The following is an 18083-nucleotide window of genomic DNA, read 5'->3' as shown; positions in this document are numbered from 1 at the left end:
AATATTGTGAGAAAATCAATTATATGAACCATATAACTATTTTAGGAATAGAGTCATCATGCGACGATACGTCGGCAGCTGTAATTCGAGATGGCGTTATGTTGTCTAACGTTATAGCCAGCCAGGCTGTGCATGAGGCTTTCGGAGGAGTTGTTCCCGAACTGGCATCTCGTGCACATCAGCAGAATATTATACCGGTAGTGTCCGAAGCATTGAAACGTGCAGGAATCGATAAGAGCGAATTGAGTGCATTGGCGTTTACTCGCGGACCGGGATTGATGGGGTCTTTACTTGTCGGTACGTCTTTTGCCAAAGGTTTTGTAACCGCTTTGGACATTCCTCTGATCGATGTAAATCATTTGCAGGCACATGTCATGGCGCATTTTATCAAGGAGAGCGAAGATGACCATAATCAACCGTCGTTTCCGTTTATCTGTTTATTGGTGTCCGGAGGAAATTCCCAGATTATTCGGGTAAATTCGTATAAGGATATGGAGGTGATCGGGCAGACGATAGATGATGCTGCCGGAGAGGCTTTCGATAAGTGCGCTAAAGTCATGGATTTGGGCTATCCCGGCGGACCGGTAGTGGATCGTTTGGCTAAAGAAGGGAATCCGAAGGCCTTTACCTTGAATAAACCGCACATTCCCAGGTATAATTACAGTTTTAGCGGATTGAAGACTTCTTTCCTTTATTTACTCCGTGACCGCATTAAAGAAGATCCTGATTTTATAGAAAAAAATAAACAAGATCTGTGCGCTTCTTTACAGTTTACTATTGTGGATATATTAATGGATAAATTGCGTAAAGCGGTAAAGGATACCGGTATTACCGAAGTGGCGGTAGCCGGGGGAGTGTCGGCTAATTCGGGAGTGCGAAACGCTTTTGAAGATCATGCCCGTCGGTATGGCTGGAAGATTCATTTGCCGAAATTTTCTTTTACGACCGATAATGCAGCTATGGTGGCGATAACGGGATATTACAAATATTTGGACAAAGATTTTTGTTCGATCGACGAAGCTCCTTTTTCTCGAGTAGTATTGTAAGCTGTTTATAAAATGTATAATTGGGTATTTTATATCATTGTGTTTTTTGTCGTGGGAGAATATATTTTTTCCCAATGGTTGGCATCGAGAAACCGTCGTGCTGCATCTCCGGTTTTGCCGGAAATGTTGCGGGGACTTTACGATGAGCGGAAATATGCCGATCAGCAAAATTATTTCAAAGTCAACAATCGTTTCGGTCTTATAACTTCTACATATACGACTTTGCTCGTCTTGTTGATGCTGTTTTTGGGCGGATTCGGATGGCTCGATACATGGGCTTTTTCATTGTTTGAAAAGTTGATTCCGGCTACATTATTCTTTTTTTTCGTTCTTTTTTTGGTGAATGATCTGTTGACTATACCTTTTGATTGGTACGATACATTTGTTATAGAGGATCGTTTCGGATTTAATAAAACAACTCGTAAAACGTTCGTTGCCGATAAGTTGAAATCTTGGCTGTTCGGTATAGTTATAGGTGGATTACTTTTGGCTGCGATTCTTTGGTTATATCTGTGGTTGGGAACTTCTTTTTGGTGGGTTGCCTGTATTGTGGTCGTGGCTTTCAGTATGTTGATGAATATGTTCTATTCGGAATGGATCGTTCCGTTATTTAATAAACAGACGCCATTAGAAGAGGGCGAATTGAGAAATGCGATAGAGAAGTTCGCTAATCGTGCCGGTTTCAAACTGAATAATATTTATGTGATAGACGGTTCTAAACGTTCTACAAAAGCAAATGCCTATTTTAGCGGATTAGGACCTAAAAAACGGATCGTACTTTATGATACGTTGATAGATGATTTGAGCACGGAAGAAATTGTTGCAGTTCTTGCTCATGAGATAGGCCATTATAAACATAAACATACATGGCAAATGATGGGAGTATCGGTAATGAATACGGTTCTGATGTTTTTTTTGTTGTCTTTGGTGTTGGACAGTTCGGTGTTGGCTGAGGCGATGGGGGGAAGTACGCCTTCTTTTCCGTTAGCTTTGGTCGCATTCGGTTTGTTATATACTCCTTTGGAGCTGTTGACAGGGATCGGGATAAATGCTCTTTCTCGTCGAAATGAATATCAGGCAGATGCTTTTGCCGCATCTTTTGGCTTAGCGAATGCTTTGATAGGTGGTCTGAAAAAACTTTCCGTGAAATCGTTAAGTAACTTGACTCCCGATTCTCTATATGTAAAAGTATATTATTCTCACCCTACGTTATTGCAACGCATGGCGGCTTTGCAAAAATATAAATGATATGAATGTTGAGATTATAGTAATCGGAGATGAATTGCTGATCGGGCAGGTAACCGATACGAATTCGTCTTGGATAGCCCGTAACTTGAATAAAATCGGTTGGGAGGTAATGGAAATTACGACGGTGCGTGATCGTCGTGCTGAAATTATATCCGCTATCCGCCAGTCGTTCGATCGAGTGGATGTCGTATTAATGACAGGTGGACTCGGGCCTACGAAAGATGATATTACTAAACAGACGCTTTGTGAATATTTTGGTGGAAAATTGATCTTTGATGCTGAAGTTCAGAAAAATAATGATCTTTTTTTTGAACGAAGGGGATTGCAAATGAATGACTCCACTCGTACACAGGCGATGGTGCCGGACAGTTGTACCGTAATACAGAATCCGGTAGGAACAGCTCCTATTATGTGGTTTGAAAAGGATGGAAAAGTATTAGTGTCGATGCCCGGAGTTCCGGCAGAGATGCAGCGAGCCATGACAGCGGAGGTGCTACCCAGATTGAGAAAGCGTTACCCTGATCATACGGCAATTTTGCATAAAACTTGCCTTGTGAAAGATTTCTCAGAATCGGCTTTGTCTGAATTTCTCTCGGATTTTGAAGCCGGATTACCGGCATCAATTAAATTAGCTTATTTGCCCGTTCCGGGAGTTATCCGGTTGAGGCTGACGGCACGGGGAGAGAACGAGGAAATTTTATCTCGGCAGTTGGACGACTCTTTCTCCCGTTTAGAAGATTTGTTGGGAAAACATATATTCTGTCATCGAGATGCTACTATGGCGGAGGCGTTAGGGTTGCTGTTATCCTATAAAGGATTGACAATTGCTACGGCAGAAAGTTGTACCGGAGGAAATATCGCACATGAAATTACATTGATACCCGGCAGTTCGGCCTATTATAAAGGGAGTGTGGTATCTTATGCCAATGAAGTGAAGGTGCAGGTTCTGGATGTCGATCCTTCGACAATAGAAAAACACGGAGTCGTGAGTTGTGAAGTTGTGGAACAGATGGCTAAGGGGGTACGACGTTTATTGAAAACCGATTGTGCTATTGCTACATCGGGTATTGCCGGACCGGACGGGGCAGTACCCGGTAAGCCTGTCGGTACGGTTTGTATTGCTGTAGCTGTCGGAGATCGGATAGTCAGTCGTAAATATTGTTTTGAAAATTCACGGGCGATAAACATAAATCGTTTTACGCATACGGCACTGTTGCAGATGATCTCTGTTTTAAGTGAATGATCAGGAATAGAGAGTTCTAAAAAAAAGAGTATTTAATAGAAAAAAATTTGGAAGGTATTCTTAAAAACGTTTACTTTGCACTCTGTTTGTGAAAGCAGTAGAAAATCAATAAAAAAATAGATAAAGCGATGTCGAAGATTTGTCAAATTACCGGAAAAAAAGCATTGGTTGGCAATAACGTATCTCACTCAAAGAGACGCACAAAAAGAAGATTTAATGTCAACTTGTTTACCAAAAAGTTCTATTGGGTAGAACAAGATTGTTGGATCAGCCTGAAAATATCAGCTGCCGGTCTCCGTACCATTAATAAAATGGGATTGGATGCAGCTTTGAAACAAGCTGCGGAAAAAGGTTATTTAAACGCATAATTAGAAGGAAGTTAAGAAGATGGCAAAGAAAGCTAAAGGTAATAGAGTACAAGTTATTCTTGAATGTACGGAGCACAAAGCAAGTGGTATGCCCGGTACTTCGAGATACATTACCACTAAAAACAGAAAAAATACCACAGAGAGATTGGAATTGAAAAAATACAATCCTATCTTGAAAAAAGTAACTATTCACAAAGAAATTAAATAATATTGAGCTATGGCAAAGAAAACCGTTGCGTCTCTTCAGAAAGGTGATGGACGTACTTATTCAAAGGTGATTAAAATGGTAAAATCACCGAAGACAGGAGCTTATATTTTCCAGGAAGAAATGGTTCCTAATGAAAAAGTAAATGAAGTGCTCGCTAAATAATTGAGAATATCAGATACTTAATATAAAGAGCTTCCTTACAATTCTGTAAGGAAGTTTTTTTTTGTCGCTTTATTTTGTAATTTTGTGCTTTGAAGATTGTATGATATGCTGGAAAGTACCTCGAAATCTTCATTTCATATCCGATAACCGATGGCCGGGAAAGCAGAGAGTTTGAAAGATATAATTGCAATTGTAATCAATGATAAAAAATAGATATGGGATTATTCGGTTTCTTTTCTAAAGAAAAAAAGGAGACACTTGATAAAGGTCTTTCCAAAACCAAAGAAGGGGTATTTTCGAAACTTGCCCGTGTCGTAGCGGGAAAATCGAAAGTTGATGACGATATCTTGGACGATCTGGAAGAGGTGCTTATCACATCGGATGTCGGAGTGGAGACGACTTTGCGTATTATCGAACGGATTGAAAAGCGAGTCGAACGGGACAAATATATTTCTACCGGGGAGTTGAAGGGAATGTTGCGTGAAGAGATTGCCGCTTTATTGACAGAAAACGATAATGAAACTGAGGGGGAATTTACTGTTCCGGAGAGTAAACGTCCTTATGTGATAATGGTGGTTGGTGTAAACGGTGTAGGGAAAACAACAACAATCGGAAAACTGGCCTATCAATATAAGAAGAACGGAAATAAAGTCTATTTGGGTGCAGCCGATACCTTTAGAGCAGCTGCGGTAGAACAGCTTGTAATATGGGGTGAAAGAGTAGGTGTTCCGGTTGTGAAACAAAAAATGGGAGCTGATCCAGCTTCTGTTGCTTTTGATACCCTAAGTTCGGCTAAAGCTAATGATGCGGATGTCGTAATTATCGATACGGCAGGACGCTTACATAATAAAATCAGTTTGATGAATGAGCTTTCTAAAATTAAGAAAGTAATGGACAAGGTTATTCTGGGAGCACCTCATGAAGTGTTGCTCGTATTGGATGGCTCTACCGGACAGAATGCTTTTGAACAGGCGAAACAATTTACCGCTGCGACAGAAGTAAATGCATTGGCAATTACCAAACTTGATGGTACTGCAAAGGGCGGGGTAGTGATCGGAATATCCGACCAGTTTAAAACACCGGTTAAGTATATAGGTTTGGGAGAAGGAATGGAAGATTTACAGGTATTCCACAGAAAAGAATTTGTAGATTCTCTTTTCGGAGACGAATAAGATATGTAATTTACGATATTTCGCATGAACAAGATCGCGCAGAGAAGACCTATATCGCTTTGCGCGATTTCTGTACAGTAAAGGTCGGAAGACTATTTAATTATAGAACAAATGGTAAAGAACAGAGTAGATATAATAACATTAGGATGTTCTAAAAATTTGGTGGATTCGGAACATCTTATGCGGCAGTTCGAAGCGGCCGGATATGAAGTCCGGCATGATGCAGAAAAAGTAACGGGAGAGATCGTGGTGATCAATACCTGTGGGTTTATAGGCGATGCCAAAGAAGAATCGATCAATATGATTTTGAATTTTGTTGCGGCAAAAGCAAAGAAAAAAATCAAAAAGCTTTATGTAATGGGATGCCTGTCTGAACGTTTCATGACCGAGCTTGCAGGAGAGATTCCTGAAGTCGATAAGTTTTACGGAAAGTTCGATTGGAATAAATTGCTGGATGATTTGGGAAAGGAATATGTGCCTGACCTTCGTTTGGAACGTATATTGACAACGCCTTCTCATTATGCATATATAAAAATAGCTGAAGGTTGTAACCGGATGTGTTCTTATTGTGCTATACCTATTATAACGGGACATTACCAGTCTCGTCCTATGGAAGATATCATTGAAGAGATTGAGATGTTGGTACGGAAAGGAGTAAAAGAATTTCAGATTATAGCTCAAGACCTTACCTATTATGGGATGGATATTTACAAAAAATTTTGTATTGCCGAATTGGTAGATCGCATTGCTTCTGTTCCCGGAGTAGAATGGGTGCGATTACATTATGCTTATCCGGCACGTTTCCCGTATGATCTGTTACCCGTAATGCGTAAACATGCTAACGTTTGCAAATATCTCGATATTGCATTGCAGCATATTAGCGATAATATGTTACGGATGATGCATCGACATGTGACCAAGGAAGAAACTTATGAACTGCTTTCCCGTATTCGGAAAGAAGTGCCCGGAATACATATCCGCACTACTCTGATGGTTGGGCATCCCGGAGAGGGAGAATCTGATTTTGAAGAACTGAAAGAGTTTGTCCGGAAAGCCCGGTTTGAACGTATGGGAGCATTTGCTTATTCCGAAGAAGAAGGGACTTTTTCGGCTGAACATTATTCGGATGATATACCGGAAGAAGTGAAACAGAGGCGGTTGGATGAATTGATGGCTATACAAGAAGAGATTGCTGCCGAGATAAATGTTTCCAAGGTAGGACAGGAAATGAAAGTGATTATCGATCGGGAGGAAGAAGAATATTATATAGGACGTACAGAGTTCGATTCGCCGGAAGTTGATCCTGAAGTTTTGATTGGAAAAGAAAAGCCGTTGATTATTGGAGATTTTTATAACGTTCGGATTACTGATGCCCAAACATTTGATTTGTTCGGAGAGGTTTTATAGAATATCTGTGTTTTATAATCATGTGTAAAGATGTGACAATTTCAGAAATCAAAGAGGCTCAGCGGATATGTTTGGAAAGAGGCATCCCATTTTTTGCATATCGTTTACCTGATAGTGGAAATTTCTGCTTTGGAGCACAAATATCGGGGGAGGTTGCAGGAAATTGTAGTCCCTCTGTTTTTCTCGAAGATTCCGGTTTTTTGTTTTCTCCGTTTCATGTGGCAAATAACTCTCCTGTACGTTTCCTTCGGAATGATATTGACTTGTCGAAGGCTGGAGACTTGGATATATTGAAAGTTACGCCGAAGAAAAATGTGCCGGACACTGTTCCGGTAGGTGAGATAGGAAAAGGTATTTATATAAAGCAGGCAGAGAGGGTTATTTCTGCACTGAGATCCGGGAAAATTCGAAAAGCGGTATTGTCAAGAGTAAGACAGTTTTTTTGTGATCCCTATAAAAAAGCTCCGGAATGGTTTGACGGATTGTGCGAGACTTATCCCGATGCTTTTGTCTTTTTGGTTTCGATTCCCGGAGAGACTCTATGGATGGGGGCTACCCCGGAAACTTTTCTACGTTGTTCTGCTTCCTGTATTCAAACTATGTCGTTGGCCGGAACAAAGAGAAAAGACGATTTTTCTGAATGGGGAGAAAAAGATCGGGAGGAGCAACGGATTGTAACGGAATATATAGAATCTTGTTTCCGGAATATAGTTGGAACAGAACCTCTGATATCCGGTCCGGAATTGAGGCAAGCTGGGGTTGTTTCACATTTATGTACCATGTTTACGTTGAATAAATCGCTATCTCCGGGCGAAATATCTCGGTTAATAAATGCCTTGCATCCTACGCCTGCAGTGGGAGGATTTCCATTACGGGAGGCTTTAAAAATAATCTGTGAAACCGAGAACCGAGAACGTCGGTATTATGCCGGATACTTAGGACCGGTTTATGGTAACGGACAATTTGATTTATTTGTAAATTTGCGGAGTATGGAACTTTTTCGGGATAGGGTGGAACTACATGTCGGTGGAGGTTTGACGGCTTTATCCGATGCTGATTCGGAATGGAACGAGACAGAAATAAAATCCCGTACTTTGTTGAATTTGATAGAATGATTAAATAAAAGTAGATAATCGGTTTGTCAGATAACTTAAGGGCGAATATATACCAAAATAGATGAATATGTTGGATTCGGATAAAGAATGTTGTACAATATTAGCGAATTTGCTGATTGCCAAGGGAGTGAAACGGATTGTATTGTCTCCCGGGTCTCGGAATGCACCTTTGATCGTCTCTTTTGCTCGTCGTAAGGAGTTTGAGAAATTTGTCGTTTTAGATGAACGAAGTGCAGCTTTTATGGCAATGGGGATAGCCCAGCAATCAGGAGAACCGGTTGCCGTGGTTTGTACCTCAGGAACGGCTTTGTTAAATTATGCTCCGGCTGTTGCTGAAGCATATTACCAACATATTCCTTTGATTGTCATTTCTGCCGATCGGCCTGAAGAATGGATCGACCAAGAGGATAGCCAGACGCTCCGACAGAAAAATTTGTTCGCCCCATTCGTTAAGGCATCTTACTCCTTGCCTCCTGAAATTACTTGTGATGACGAACGTTGGTGGGTAAATCGTTTGGTGAATGACGCTGTTAATTTGTCTGTTCGGTCTAAACCCGGTCCTGTGCATATTAATGTTCCCTTAAGAGAACCTCTTTATTGTTTGCGAGAAGTTCGCGACAGTCGCTCAGAGCAGGTAATTACATCTGTGAGCATTAATACTTGCCTTAATGAAGAAATCGTAAAAGAGTTGTCCGGATTAATTTCCCGAAGCAAAAAGGTGATGATTTTGGTATCATTCGGTAAGCCGGATTCGATGCTATCATCGTTGTTAAATCGATTGTCATCATTACCTCAAGTGATTGTCCTTACCGAGACGATTTCGAATTTGTGTGTAAACGATTCTATTTCGACTATCGACAGGGTTTTATCGGTAATTTCCGATGAAGAAAAATCGAAATTTACCCCCGATTTATTAATTACTTTTGGTGGGTCTCTTGTTTCACGCATGATAAAGCAGTTTTTAAGAAAATATTCTCCTTCTGAGCATTGGAGTCTGGATGAGAATACTCATGTTGCAGATACGATGCAGTGTATGACCCGGCATATACGGATGAATCCTGTTGACTTTTTCTCTCAAATTATAGATCACATACACCCTTCGGAGAGTTATTATCATAATTTATGGATAGATCGCAGAGCAGAAGCGACAGATCGGCATGAGCATTATCTTGCGAATGTCGAATGGAGTGATTTAAAGGCATTCTCGCTGATATTTCCTGCTATTCCGCAAGGAAGCGCATTGCAGTTGTCGAACAGTACGCCTGTACGTTATGCTCAGTTATTTGAATATAACCAGATAGAACGCTCGGATTGTAATCGTGGGGTAAGCGGTATAGACGGAGCGACGTCTACTGCTGTAGGGGCTGCTTGCGTGAGAAGAGAACTTACGGTCTTTATTACCGGAGATATGGGATTTTTATATGATTCCAATGCCTTGTGGAACAGATATGTTCCGCCTACACTTAAAATTATCGTGATGAAAAATGGCGGAGGAGGAATATTTCGTTTTATACAAGGCCCATCTGAATTGCCGGAATTGGAAGAATACTTTGAAACAGCACAGGAAGTTGATGTCGAAGGTTTTGCTCGTTTACATGGATTTGATTACTATGTTGCAGATTCTGAAGATGAATTGAGAAAAATCCTCTCTGTTTTTTTTAGAATTTCCGACAAACCTGCTATTTTGTCGGTAGAGACTCCTCGAACTGTTAATGATCGGATTTTAAGGGGATATTTTAAGCGATAAATAATTAATGTAAAATAATATTATGGCAACAAGAGAATGGAAAACTATAAAAGAGTATGAAGATATTAAATTCGAATTCTTCGAAGGAATAGCGAAGATAACGATCAATCGTCCCGAAGTGTATAATGCATTTCGTCCGCAAACCAATTTTGAAATGTTGGATGCCATGTCTATTTGTCGGGAACGGGGTAATATAGGTGTTGTGGTGTTTACCGGGGCCGGAGATAAAGCATTTTGTTCGGGAGGAGACCAAAAAGTAAAAGGTATCGGCGGCTATATTGATAAAGATGGAGTACCTCGTTTGAATGTCCTTGATCTGCACAAGGCGATACGTTCTATTCCTAAGCCTGTAATTGCGATGGTCAACGGCTATGCTATCGGAGGCGGTCATGTTTTGCATGTTGTTTGTGATTTGACCATTGCTTCGGAAAACGCACGTTTCGGGCAGACCGGACCTAAAGTAGGCAGTTTCGATGCCGGTTTCGGCTCTTCTTATTTGGCGCGTTGTGTCGGACAGAAGAAAGCTCGGGAAATTTGGTTCTTGTGTCGTCAATATACAGCGAGAGAAGCAGAAGAGATGGGTATGGTCAATAAAGTAGTTCCTTTTGAACGGCTTGAAGATGAGACGGTAGATTGGTGCAAAACTATATTAAAACGTAGCCCGATGGCGATACGCATGATCAAACGGGCGTTGAATGCCGAACTTGACGGACAGCGTGGCCTTATGGAGTTTGCCGGAGATGCAACGTTGATGTATTATTTGATGGAAGAGGCACAAGAAGGGAAAAATGCTTTTTTAGAAAAGAGAGATCCCGATTTTCAGAAATTTCCTAAATTCCCCGGATAAGAAGAAATAAATGAAAGCTGCTTATACTCGGTATATTCTTGATTTTAAAGTGCCCGGAGGTACTTCAAGAGGTATATTAACTCAGAAAGAAACATGGTTTGTCCGTATATGGCATGATGAAACACCTTGGATATTCGGAATTGGAGAGTGTGCTTTGTTTCGAGGGTTGAGTGCGGATGATCGTCCCGGATATGAAGAGAAACTAAAAGAAGTTTGTGGACAGATCGATACGTTGGATACAGTTTCGTTGAGAGATTGGAGTTCGATCCGCTTTGGGGTTGAAACGGCTCTTCTCGATTTAAAAAATGGTGGTAAACGTAAAATCTGTCCGGGAGCTTTTTATGAGGGCAAGCAATCGATCGAGATCAACGGTTTGATTTGGATGGGTGATAAAGAAGCTATGTATAGCCGCATCGAAGAAAAACTGACTGCCGGATTTCGTTGTGTCAAATTGAAAATCGGAGCGATAGATTTTAATTCGGAATTAGAGTTGTTAAAGTCTATACGTTCACGTTACGGAAAGGATGAAATAGAGTTGCGGGTGGATGCGAATGGTGCGTTTTTACCGTCGGAAGCGATGTTTAAATTGGATCGACTGTCCCGGTATGACATTCATTCTATCGAACAACCTATCCGACAAAGGCAGTGGAGGGAGATGGAGGCTTTATGCCGGAATACACCGATTCCGATTGCCTTGGATGAGGAATTGATCGGAATTAATGATCCGAAATTAAAAGAACAGATGTTGGATGTAATAAATCCTCAGTATATAATTTTAAAACCTGCATTGGCCGGTGGTTTGAGCGGATCTGCCGAATGGATCGATAAAGCCGAAAAACGAAATATCGGATGGTGGATAACTTCTGCTCTGGAATCGAATGTGGGACTGAATGCCATTGCTCAATGGACGGCAACGTTTCAATCCTTTATTCCTCAGGGATTAGGTACCGGGCAATTATATAAGAATAATATTATTTCTCCTTTAGTTCAGAAAGGATCTACAATACAGTATGACCCTTCGTTGAGTTGGGATTTATCACCGTTAATATGGGAATAGTGCTGAATGATAGATGTTATTCGGATGTCGATGAGATTTCTGTAATAGAGGATAATATCGATGTCGTTTCATTTTTGACCGAATGGTTCGATGACCGTGAATATGTTGTCGGACATACGTCCGGATCGACCGGAACGCCTAAGAAAATTCATTTATTGAAATCGGATATGGAGGCTTCGGCTCGCCTGACAAACGAGTTCTTCGGAATAGATACCGATTCGGTTCTTTTACTTTGTCTGTCTCCGAATTATATTGCAGGAAAGATGATGATTGTAAGAGCTCTTCTTGCAGGTGCGAATTTATTGGTCGTAAAACCTTCTTCTTCTCCATTAAAAGAGATAAATCGTAGTGTCGATTTTGCAGCGATGGTTCCCATGCAGGTTCAAGAATCTCTTTCAGATTCGGTAACCCGGAATAAGATTTCTTATATAAAACAATTGATTATCGGAGGTGCTGCTGTGTCTTCGACTTTAGAATCTGCTTTATCAGCATTTCCAATACGTTGTTTTTCTACTTATGGTATGACGGAAACTGTTTCGCATGTCGCTTTGCGGGAGTTAAATATCGCTTATTCCGGATATAAGGCTTTGGGAAATATTACATTCTCACAAGATGATAGGGGGTGTCTTTGCATTCATGCTCCGCATTTGAGTAATACGTTTTTTATAACAAACGATATAGTCAGGCTTTCGGGAAAAACGAGTTTTGAATGGTTGGGGCGCTTTGATAATGTGATTAATTCGGGAGGTGTAAAACTTTTTCCTGAAGAGATCGAGAAGAAAATATCCGAATTGATACCTGATAAACGTTTTTATGTGACAGGAGTGTTGGATAAGCGGTTGGGAGAGAAAGCCGTTCTTATAATCGAGGATCAAAACTGGACGCAAGAGAAGGTAGCTTCTTTTATGAAAGAGGTAAGATTTATCTTATCTCCTTATCAGATTCCTAAAGAAATACGTTTTGTATCAAATTTTCGTGAAACCTATTCCGGAAAAATAATACGTGAAAATTAAGAATAGCGACGGGGGTATCGCAATAAAATAGCTGCCAGTGCGAAAATACCCATGAGCATAGGATAATAGAGATATCGGATAATAGAAAGCGGGGAGATACTTGCAAGAGAAGCCGCTATCAGCATCTGTGCTCCATAAGGTATCAATCCTTGCACTAAACAGGAAAAAGTGTCTAAAATACTGGCAGATTTTCTTTTATCTATATGAAATCGGTTTGCTATGTCACGGGCTATTTCTCCGGTGGTAATAATAGCTATCGTGTTGTTTGCCGTACAAAGATTTGCAAAACTGACCAATCCTGCGATACTAAGTTCAGCTCCCCGTTTTGAGTTGACCTTTCGAGTCAGTTTTTCAATAATGTAATCGATTCCTCCATTAAAGCGTATCATCTCGAGCATACCTCCAGCTAATAATGTGATTATGATCAGTTCTCCCATTCCTGTTATACCTGTTCCCATAGCACCGAACCAACCGAAAAAATCAAAACCGTTTGTTGCGATTCCTATAACTCCAGATGTGATGATTCCGAGTAATAAAACCAACATGACATTAAACCCTGCAACGGCACTTCCTAAAACAATCAGATAGGGAATAACTTTTATCCATTGTACCTCTGTAAGGTGCGACGGTGAGTGAATATTTAATCCAGCGAATATATAATAAAGCAATACACAAAAAGCTGCCGGAACAACGATCATACTGTTGACCTTGAATTTATCTTTCATCAAACATCCTTGTGTTTTTGTTGCGGCGATTGTCGTATCTGATATGAAGGAGAGGTTATCCCCGAAAAATGCTCCTCCGACAACGATCGCAACCATGTAGGCTAATTCCGTATTTGTTTGATTTGCTATTCCTATGGCAACTGGGGCAAGGGCAACGATCGTTCCGACAGATGTTCCTATGGAAAGGGAGATGAAACAGGAAGCTATGAATATGCCTGCTGATAAGAGATTGTCTGGTAATATTTGAAGCGTAAGATTTACGGTCGCATCGATCGCTCCCATCGATTTAGCGGATTGAGCAAATGCTCCGGCAAGTATGAATATCCAGATCATTTGTATGATATTTCCGTTTGCTGCTCCTGATGAAAAATGTGCTATGCGCTCATTTATGCTACCTCCTCGTGATATGATAACGGCAAAAGCCGAAGATATGAGAAATGCCACAGCGATAGGAACTTTATAAAAATCGTTTACTAAAAGAGAGGTAATGAGATATATTCCCAGAAAAACAAAAAGAGGACTAAGAGCCCAGAAATTAGGTTTTCTGGTTTTATATATGTGATAAAGTAAATCAGATGATCTCTGCATTCGGTAAATATTAATTTGTATAATTCTGCAAATGTACTGATAATCTGGTTTGGGGTAGTAAAAAGGATTTGAAAAATCACTAATGTTATTATTTAAACTTTTTGTTGTGTTATTCTGTTATAAGTTACAGATCTGTTTACTTGAGTGATATTTAATTTTATAAATTGATTTTATATGAAAAAGTTTTTTTATTTTTTCTCGGCCTTGTTAGTTTTTGTAGGATGTTCGAATGATGACGAATGTTATAATGAAGCGAATTCTAAGCTTGGAAATTTAGTTAGTCCTGAATTGTTCGTAACTGAGTTGAATACAAATATTCCTTATTCTGGAATATTAGATATTTATCCCTGTGTCTCTGGAACTTCTACTTATTATGGAAATTATAGAAACGGACAGTTGAGCCCTTTGAATCCTATATATACAATCGCTTCGGGTTCTATACAAAATTATGTTCGTCCGTTACTTTTGCCGGTAGGCACTTATACTTTGTTATATTGGGGAGTTGCCTCTGCGGGAGCAGACGGAACTTATGACTATCCTGCGTCAACAGAACCTGCTCTTGCGTTGAATGAAGATATGAATTCTCAATATTATGGATTACGACAATATCCTTCGGATACAATTTGTTATCCGATATACGATTATGTGTTTGCTGTAAAACACGTTGATTTAGGGAGTGAGAATATAGCTGTTGCTTTACAGCGTAAAACAGCGGGTATTAATGTAACTTTACAAAATGAGGATGGCAGTTCTTTGGCTACTTCTATTGATTCAGTCAGAGTGTATGTCGGAAATTTGGCGGAAAAAGTAAATGTATATAATGGAAATTATGAGAATTATACGAAAACAGTAATGATTCCTTTAACAATTTCTGGAACGCAGGCTGTTAACAAAACAGCAATGGTATTGCCTTCAGATGTACCTCCTTATTTCAGGGTAGAAATTGATTTGAAAAATGGGGAAACAAAAAAATATGAAACACACCTCTCTTCGATTTTATCTCCGGGAACAAAGTTGTCGATAATAATGGTTTCGAATATAATATTTTCAGAGACAACTGAAGGATCGGGGTTTGAAGTAAGCGACTGGACAGAAACTGAAGAAACAATTACTTTACCCCCTTTAAGTTGATTTATTTTATACAAAACGGGCTGATTTTTATGAATCAGCCCGTTTTATTTTATTTTGCAGAATCCGGTTGTGCTATCGGAGCTGTAGTTTGCTGTGTTTCAAATCCCGGTTGTGCAGTAGCAGGAATTTCTTTTTTTATGGCATCTTTAATTTCTGATCCGTGACTGCCTGTATTGGCAGAAGGTAAGAATGCTGAAGCTACGATGCTTAAGATAACGACCGTACCGGCGAGTGTCCAAGTTGCTTTTTCAACAAAATCGGTTGTCTTTCTGACTCCCATAATCTGATTAGTTGAAGAGAAGCCTGATGCAAGACCTCCCCCTTTGGAGTTTTGTACCAATACGATCAATATTAAGAATATTGATGCGATTAGAATTAAGATGGTGATGAACAAATACATTTTATTCGGTTTTTATGTTAATAATCAATTTTTCTAAAAATCTTATTTGGTCTGCAAAGTAAATATTTTTTTCTGGATATTTCAAACTTAATTTTTTAATTATTTCCAAAGCCTTGGAATATCTTCTTTGCTTAATGTATATTTTTGCCAGACTTTCAGTTAGGAAAGCTTCATCTGTAGATTCGGTTAGAGGTGTTTCGGGGATATTTTTTGTATTTCCCGGTTTTGTTGTGGCATCTATATCGGTAACCAGAGGATTCCCTTTTTCCGATTTTTCAATGAAAGAATTTATCAGGTCGATATTTTGCAATTCGTTTAAATTTGAAGTATCATTTCCACTTTCAGTTTTGGAGAGAGACAAATAATCTGTTGCTGGTATTCCTCCTGTTTGAAAAATAAGCTGTTCGATATTTTCGGAAAAATTTTCATTTTGTGCCGACAAGAAAGAGTCTATTAATGAAAAAGATTCCTTACTCTTTTCTGATTCGATATTTTGTCGGTAAAGGGAAGTCCAGGATTGGCGAGCACCTTCCAGTAAAAAAAATAGAGATTTGCGGTCACCTGAATAAATTGCATTTCTTTCAAGGGCTTCGGGATAAAGAAGCGGCTCTTCTTTTTGTACTCTTTTTAAATATAAAAAACGGATAGCTTGGAAGTAAGGATGATCGGATTGTAATGTACGCAAGTCTTCTAATGGTATTTGCGGAATACCTTCAGACAATTCTTTTCGTATTTTTTCTCCGTTTATCGACATAATTACCAACTTCCTACGGTTGCATTAAATATTAGTTCCGCTAATTCATCCACAATTTGGGAGATTAACTCATCTTGGACTTGAGTCAACATCTGGCTACTGGAAAAATCTCTATAAGCTCTAAAAGTCTGATCAACGTTAAGATTAGGATTTTTCGTATTGGTATATCTTACTTTTACCGAGATGGTCAGCCTTGTTTGTGATGCATAAGCATCTTCGGTTACAGCTTGAGGACTTAGGTCATAACCCGTAATTTCTCCTTCAACTTGCAAATCTCCTCCGGTTTTGACCATGCTTAATCTGGTTTGTCGTGTGTATATATCTTTCAAGGCTTCATTAAATGCAGGACCGAGAGGAGGGTATACCAATGCTGCCCTGATCGGAAACTCGGCTACGGATATGGTTTTTGTCGTATTATAGTCGATTGCTGCTCCGTTGAATTTGTAAGATATGGTACAAGAGGTCAATATGATCAGCAATAGTATGGTTAATCGTTTCATTTGTGTGGCTTACTCCAAATTATATTCTTTAATTTTACGGTAAAGTGTACGCTCCGATATTTTCAGTTCTTCTGCAGTTTTTTTTCGTTTCCCATTATTTCTTTCCAAGGATTTTCGGATCATCTCTTTTTCTGCGTCCTCCAAAGATAGAGAAGTTTCTTCGAACACACTTTCATCGTGCACATCTTCTGTAGATTCTTTATCGATATGGAATGTCTTAACGACCGGAACGGTGGGATGGGTTATTGCTGTATTGTGTTCCGGTGTGTAAACTTTCAACCCATGTCCGTTTTCAGATGCTGCCAGATTATCCACGATACTTTTCAGCTCATTCATCTCTTTACGCATTTCGAAGATAATCTGATATAACATTTCTCGTTCGTTTCCGAATAGAAAGCCGTCTTTCCCTTCTGAACCGCTTACGACCGGTAACCGTTCTACATTATATGACGGTAAATATGACTTTATAATATCGGCTGATACTTCACGAGAAGTCTCAAAGATAGATATTTGTTCTGTTACGTTTTTTAGTTGTCTGATGTTTCCCGGCCATCGGTAAGTCAGTAATAAATTTTTTGCATCATCGGTCAGTTGTATCGCCGGCATCCGGTATTTTTCAGCAAAATCATTTGAGAATTTTCTAAACAGAAGGAGTATATCATTCATTCTATCTCGTAACGGAGGCAATTCGATAGGTACGGTATTTAATCGATAAAATAGGTCTTCCCTGAATTTTCCTTCCGAGATCGCTTTAATCATATTGACATTTGTCGCAGCAACGATACGGACATTGGTTTTTTGAACTTTGGAAGAACCGACTTTTATGAACTCTCCGCTTTCCAAAACTCTCAATAAACGAGCTTGTGTTGTTAGAGGCAGTTCTCCGACTTCGTCTAAGAATATCGTTCCTCCATCAGCCTCTTCGAAGTATCCTTTACGATCGGCAAGAGCTCCGGTAAACGAACCTTTTTCGTGCCCGAAAAGCTCCGAGTCGATAGTGCCTTCAGGTATAGCGCCGCAATTTACCGCAATATAACGTCCATGTTTACGATGACTGTTTGTATGTATAATCTGCGGAAAAAATTCTTTACCCGTTCCGCTTTCTCCGGTTATTAGTACGGAGAGATCGGTCGGAGCGATTTGCAGAGCTCGACTGACAGCTCTTAATAATCCCGGTGTATTTCCAATGATACCGAATCTTTGTTTGGCTTGTTGTATATCTGAAAGTGCGACCATATTCCTTAATTCTCTATTGCAAAAGTAGCAAAAGAGAGATTATATGCCAAATGTATGCGATATATTTAACGGAATAGGTATTTTAAAATTTGTGTAAATGTTTTATGTTCTATATT

The 18083-nt window shown here is 39.7% G+C and carries 19 protein-coding genes; 14 read left to right on the top strand and 5 right to left on the bottom strand.

Annotation, left to right across the window (positions count from 1 at the left end; translation table 11 throughout):
* Nucleotides 1–23 precede the first annotated feature (23 nt).
* From tsaD to AC0UMU_RS00950, 13 genes are all read left to right on the top strand, one after another.
* Nucleotides 24–1046 (top strand): tRNA (adenosine(37)-N6)-threonylcarbamoyltransferase complex transferase subunit TsaD, encoded by a 1023-nt coding sequence (gene tsaD, locus AC0UMU_RS01010; protein WP_473979850.1) that lies wholly within the window; start codon nt 24–26, stop codon nt 1044–1046.
* 12 nt (nt 1047–1058) lie between these two features.
* Nucleotides 1059–2294 carry a M48 family metallopeptidase gene (locus AC0UMU_RS01005; RefSeq protein WP_022601860.1) on the top strand — a complete coding sequence of 412 codons (1236 nt, stop codon included), beginning with the start codon at nt 1059–1061 and terminating at the stop codon, nt 2292–2294.
* A 1-nt stretch (nt 2295) separates the two neighbouring features.
* Entirely contained in the window at nt 2296–3537 is a 1242-nt protein-coding gene (locus tag AC0UMU_RS01000) for a CinA family nicotinamide mononucleotide deamidase-related protein (RefSeq protein ID WP_022389755.1), read from the top strand.
* Between the two features lie 128 nt (nt 3538–3665).
* A complete protein-coding gene (rpmB, locus tag AC0UMU_RS00995; RefSeq protein WP_009319564.1) occupies nt 3666–3905 on the top strand; it encodes a 50S ribosomal protein L28 in 240 nt (79 codons plus the stop codon).
* 19 nt (nt 3906–3924) lie between these two features.
* Nucleotides 3925–4113 carry a 50S ribosomal protein L33 gene (gene rpmG / locus AC0UMU_RS00990; RefSeq protein ID WP_009319565.1) on the top strand — a complete coding sequence of 63 codons (189 nt, stop codon included), beginning with the start codon at nt 3925–3927 and terminating at the stop codon, nt 4111–4113.
* Between the two features lie 9 nt (nt 4114–4122).
* A complete protein-coding gene (locus AC0UMU_RS00985; RefSeq protein WP_009319566.1) occupies nt 4123–4275 on the top strand; it encodes a DUF4295 domain-containing protein in 153 nt (50 codons plus the stop codon).
* Nucleotides 4276–4490: 215 nt separating this feature from the next.
* Complete coding sequence (gene ftsY, locus AC0UMU_RS00980) at nt 4491–5447, top strand: signal recognition particle-docking protein FtsY (RefSeq protein WP_022601859.1); 957 nt, start codon at nt 4491–4493, stop codon at nt 5445–5447.
* Nucleotides 5448–5558: 111 nt separating this feature from the next.
* Nucleotides 5559–6854 carry a 30S ribosomal protein S12 methylthiotransferase RimO gene (gene rimO / locus AC0UMU_RS00975; protein WP_022389757.1) on the top strand — a complete coding sequence of 432 codons (1296 nt, stop codon included), beginning with the start codon at nt 5559–5561 and terminating at the stop codon, nt 6852–6854.
* Nucleotides 6855–6874: 20 nt separating this feature from the next.
* Nucleotides 6875–7969, top strand: coding sequence for a chorismate-binding protein (locus tag AC0UMU_RS00970; protein ID WP_022389758.1), 1095 nt, complete (start codon nt 6875–6877; stop codon nt 7967–7969).
* A 67-nt stretch (nt 7970–8036) separates the two neighbouring features.
* Nucleotides 8037–9716 carry a 2-succinyl-5-enolpyruvyl-6-hydroxy-3-cyclohexene-1-carboxylic-acid synthase gene (menD, locus tag AC0UMU_RS00965; protein WP_278714753.1) on the top strand — a complete coding sequence of 560 codons (1680 nt, stop codon included), beginning with the start codon at nt 8037–8039 and terminating at the stop codon, nt 9714–9716.
* A gap of 22 nt (nt 9717–9738) precedes the next feature.
* Entirely contained in the window at nt 9739–10563 is an 825-nt protein-coding gene (gene menB / locus AC0UMU_RS00960; protein WP_278714754.1) for a 1,4-dihydroxy-2-naphthoyl-CoA synthase, read from the top strand.
* Nucleotides 10564–10573: 10 nt separating this feature from the next.
* Nucleotides 10574–11620, top strand: a complete 1047-nt coding sequence (locus AC0UMU_RS00955) for an o-succinylbenzoate synthase (protein ID WP_278714756.1) — start codon at nt 10574–10576, stop codon at nt 11618–11620.
* A complete protein-coding gene (locus AC0UMU_RS00950; RefSeq protein WP_278714757.1) occupies nt 11611–12633 on the top strand; it encodes an AMP-binding protein in 1023 nt (340 codons plus the stop codon). The genes AC0UMU_RS00955 and AC0UMU_RS00950 overlap by 10 nt, the downstream gene beginning before the upstream one ends.
* Here the strand turns inward: AC0UMU_RS00950 and AC0UMU_RS00945 are convergent.
* The gene (locus AC0UMU_RS00945) at nt 12630–13946 is read right to left on the bottom strand and encodes a Na+/H+ antiporter NhaC family protein (protein WP_278714759.1); all 1317 of its coding nucleotides are present in this window, start codon (nt 13944–13946) and stop codon (nt 12630–12632) included. The two genes, AC0UMU_RS00950 and AC0UMU_RS00945, sit on opposite strands and share 4 nt — an antisense overlap.
* Before the next feature lie 174 nt (nt 13947–14120).
* Here AC0UMU_RS00945 and AC0UMU_RS00940 point away from each other — a divergent pair, with 174 nt between their 5' ends.
* Entirely contained in the window at nt 14121–15077 is a 957-nt protein-coding gene (locus tag AC0UMU_RS00940) for a FimB/Mfa2 family fimbrial subunit (protein WP_009319575.1), read from the top strand.
* A gap of 49 nt (nt 15078–15126) precedes the next feature.
* Here AC0UMU_RS00940 and secG read toward each other — a convergent pair whose 3' ends face one another.
* From secG to AC0UMU_RS00920, 4 genes are read right to left on the bottom strand one after another with little or no spacing between them, the layout of a single operon-like run.
* Nucleotides 15127–15477 (bottom strand): preprotein translocase subunit SecG, encoded by a 351-nt coding sequence (secG, locus tag AC0UMU_RS00935; RefSeq protein ID WP_009319576.1) that lies wholly within the window; start codon nt 15475–15477, stop codon nt 15127–15129.
* 1 nt (nt 15478) lies between these two features.
* Entirely contained in the window at nt 15479–16231 is a 753-nt protein-coding gene (locus tag AC0UMU_RS00930) for a DUF8458 domain-containing protein (RefSeq protein ID WP_288640197.1), read from the bottom strand.
* Between the two features lie 2 nt (nt 16232–16233).
* Nucleotides 16234–16731, bottom strand: coding sequence for an LptE family protein (locus AC0UMU_RS00925; RefSeq protein ID WP_009319578.1), 498 nt, complete (start codon nt 16729–16731; stop codon nt 16234–16236).
* Nucleotides 16732–16740: 9 nt separating this feature from the next.
* Nucleotides 16741–17967, bottom strand: coding sequence for a sigma-54 interaction domain-containing protein (locus AC0UMU_RS00920; protein ID WP_278714764.1), 1227 nt, complete (start codon nt 17965–17967; stop codon nt 16741–16743).
* Between the last annotated feature and the right edge of the window lie 116 nt (nt 17968–18083).

This window comes from Coprobacter fastidiosus (genome assembly GCF_982245605.1).
Note: the sequence above shows the minus strand (reverse complement) of the source record. Positions and strands in the feature narration are given on the sequence as shown.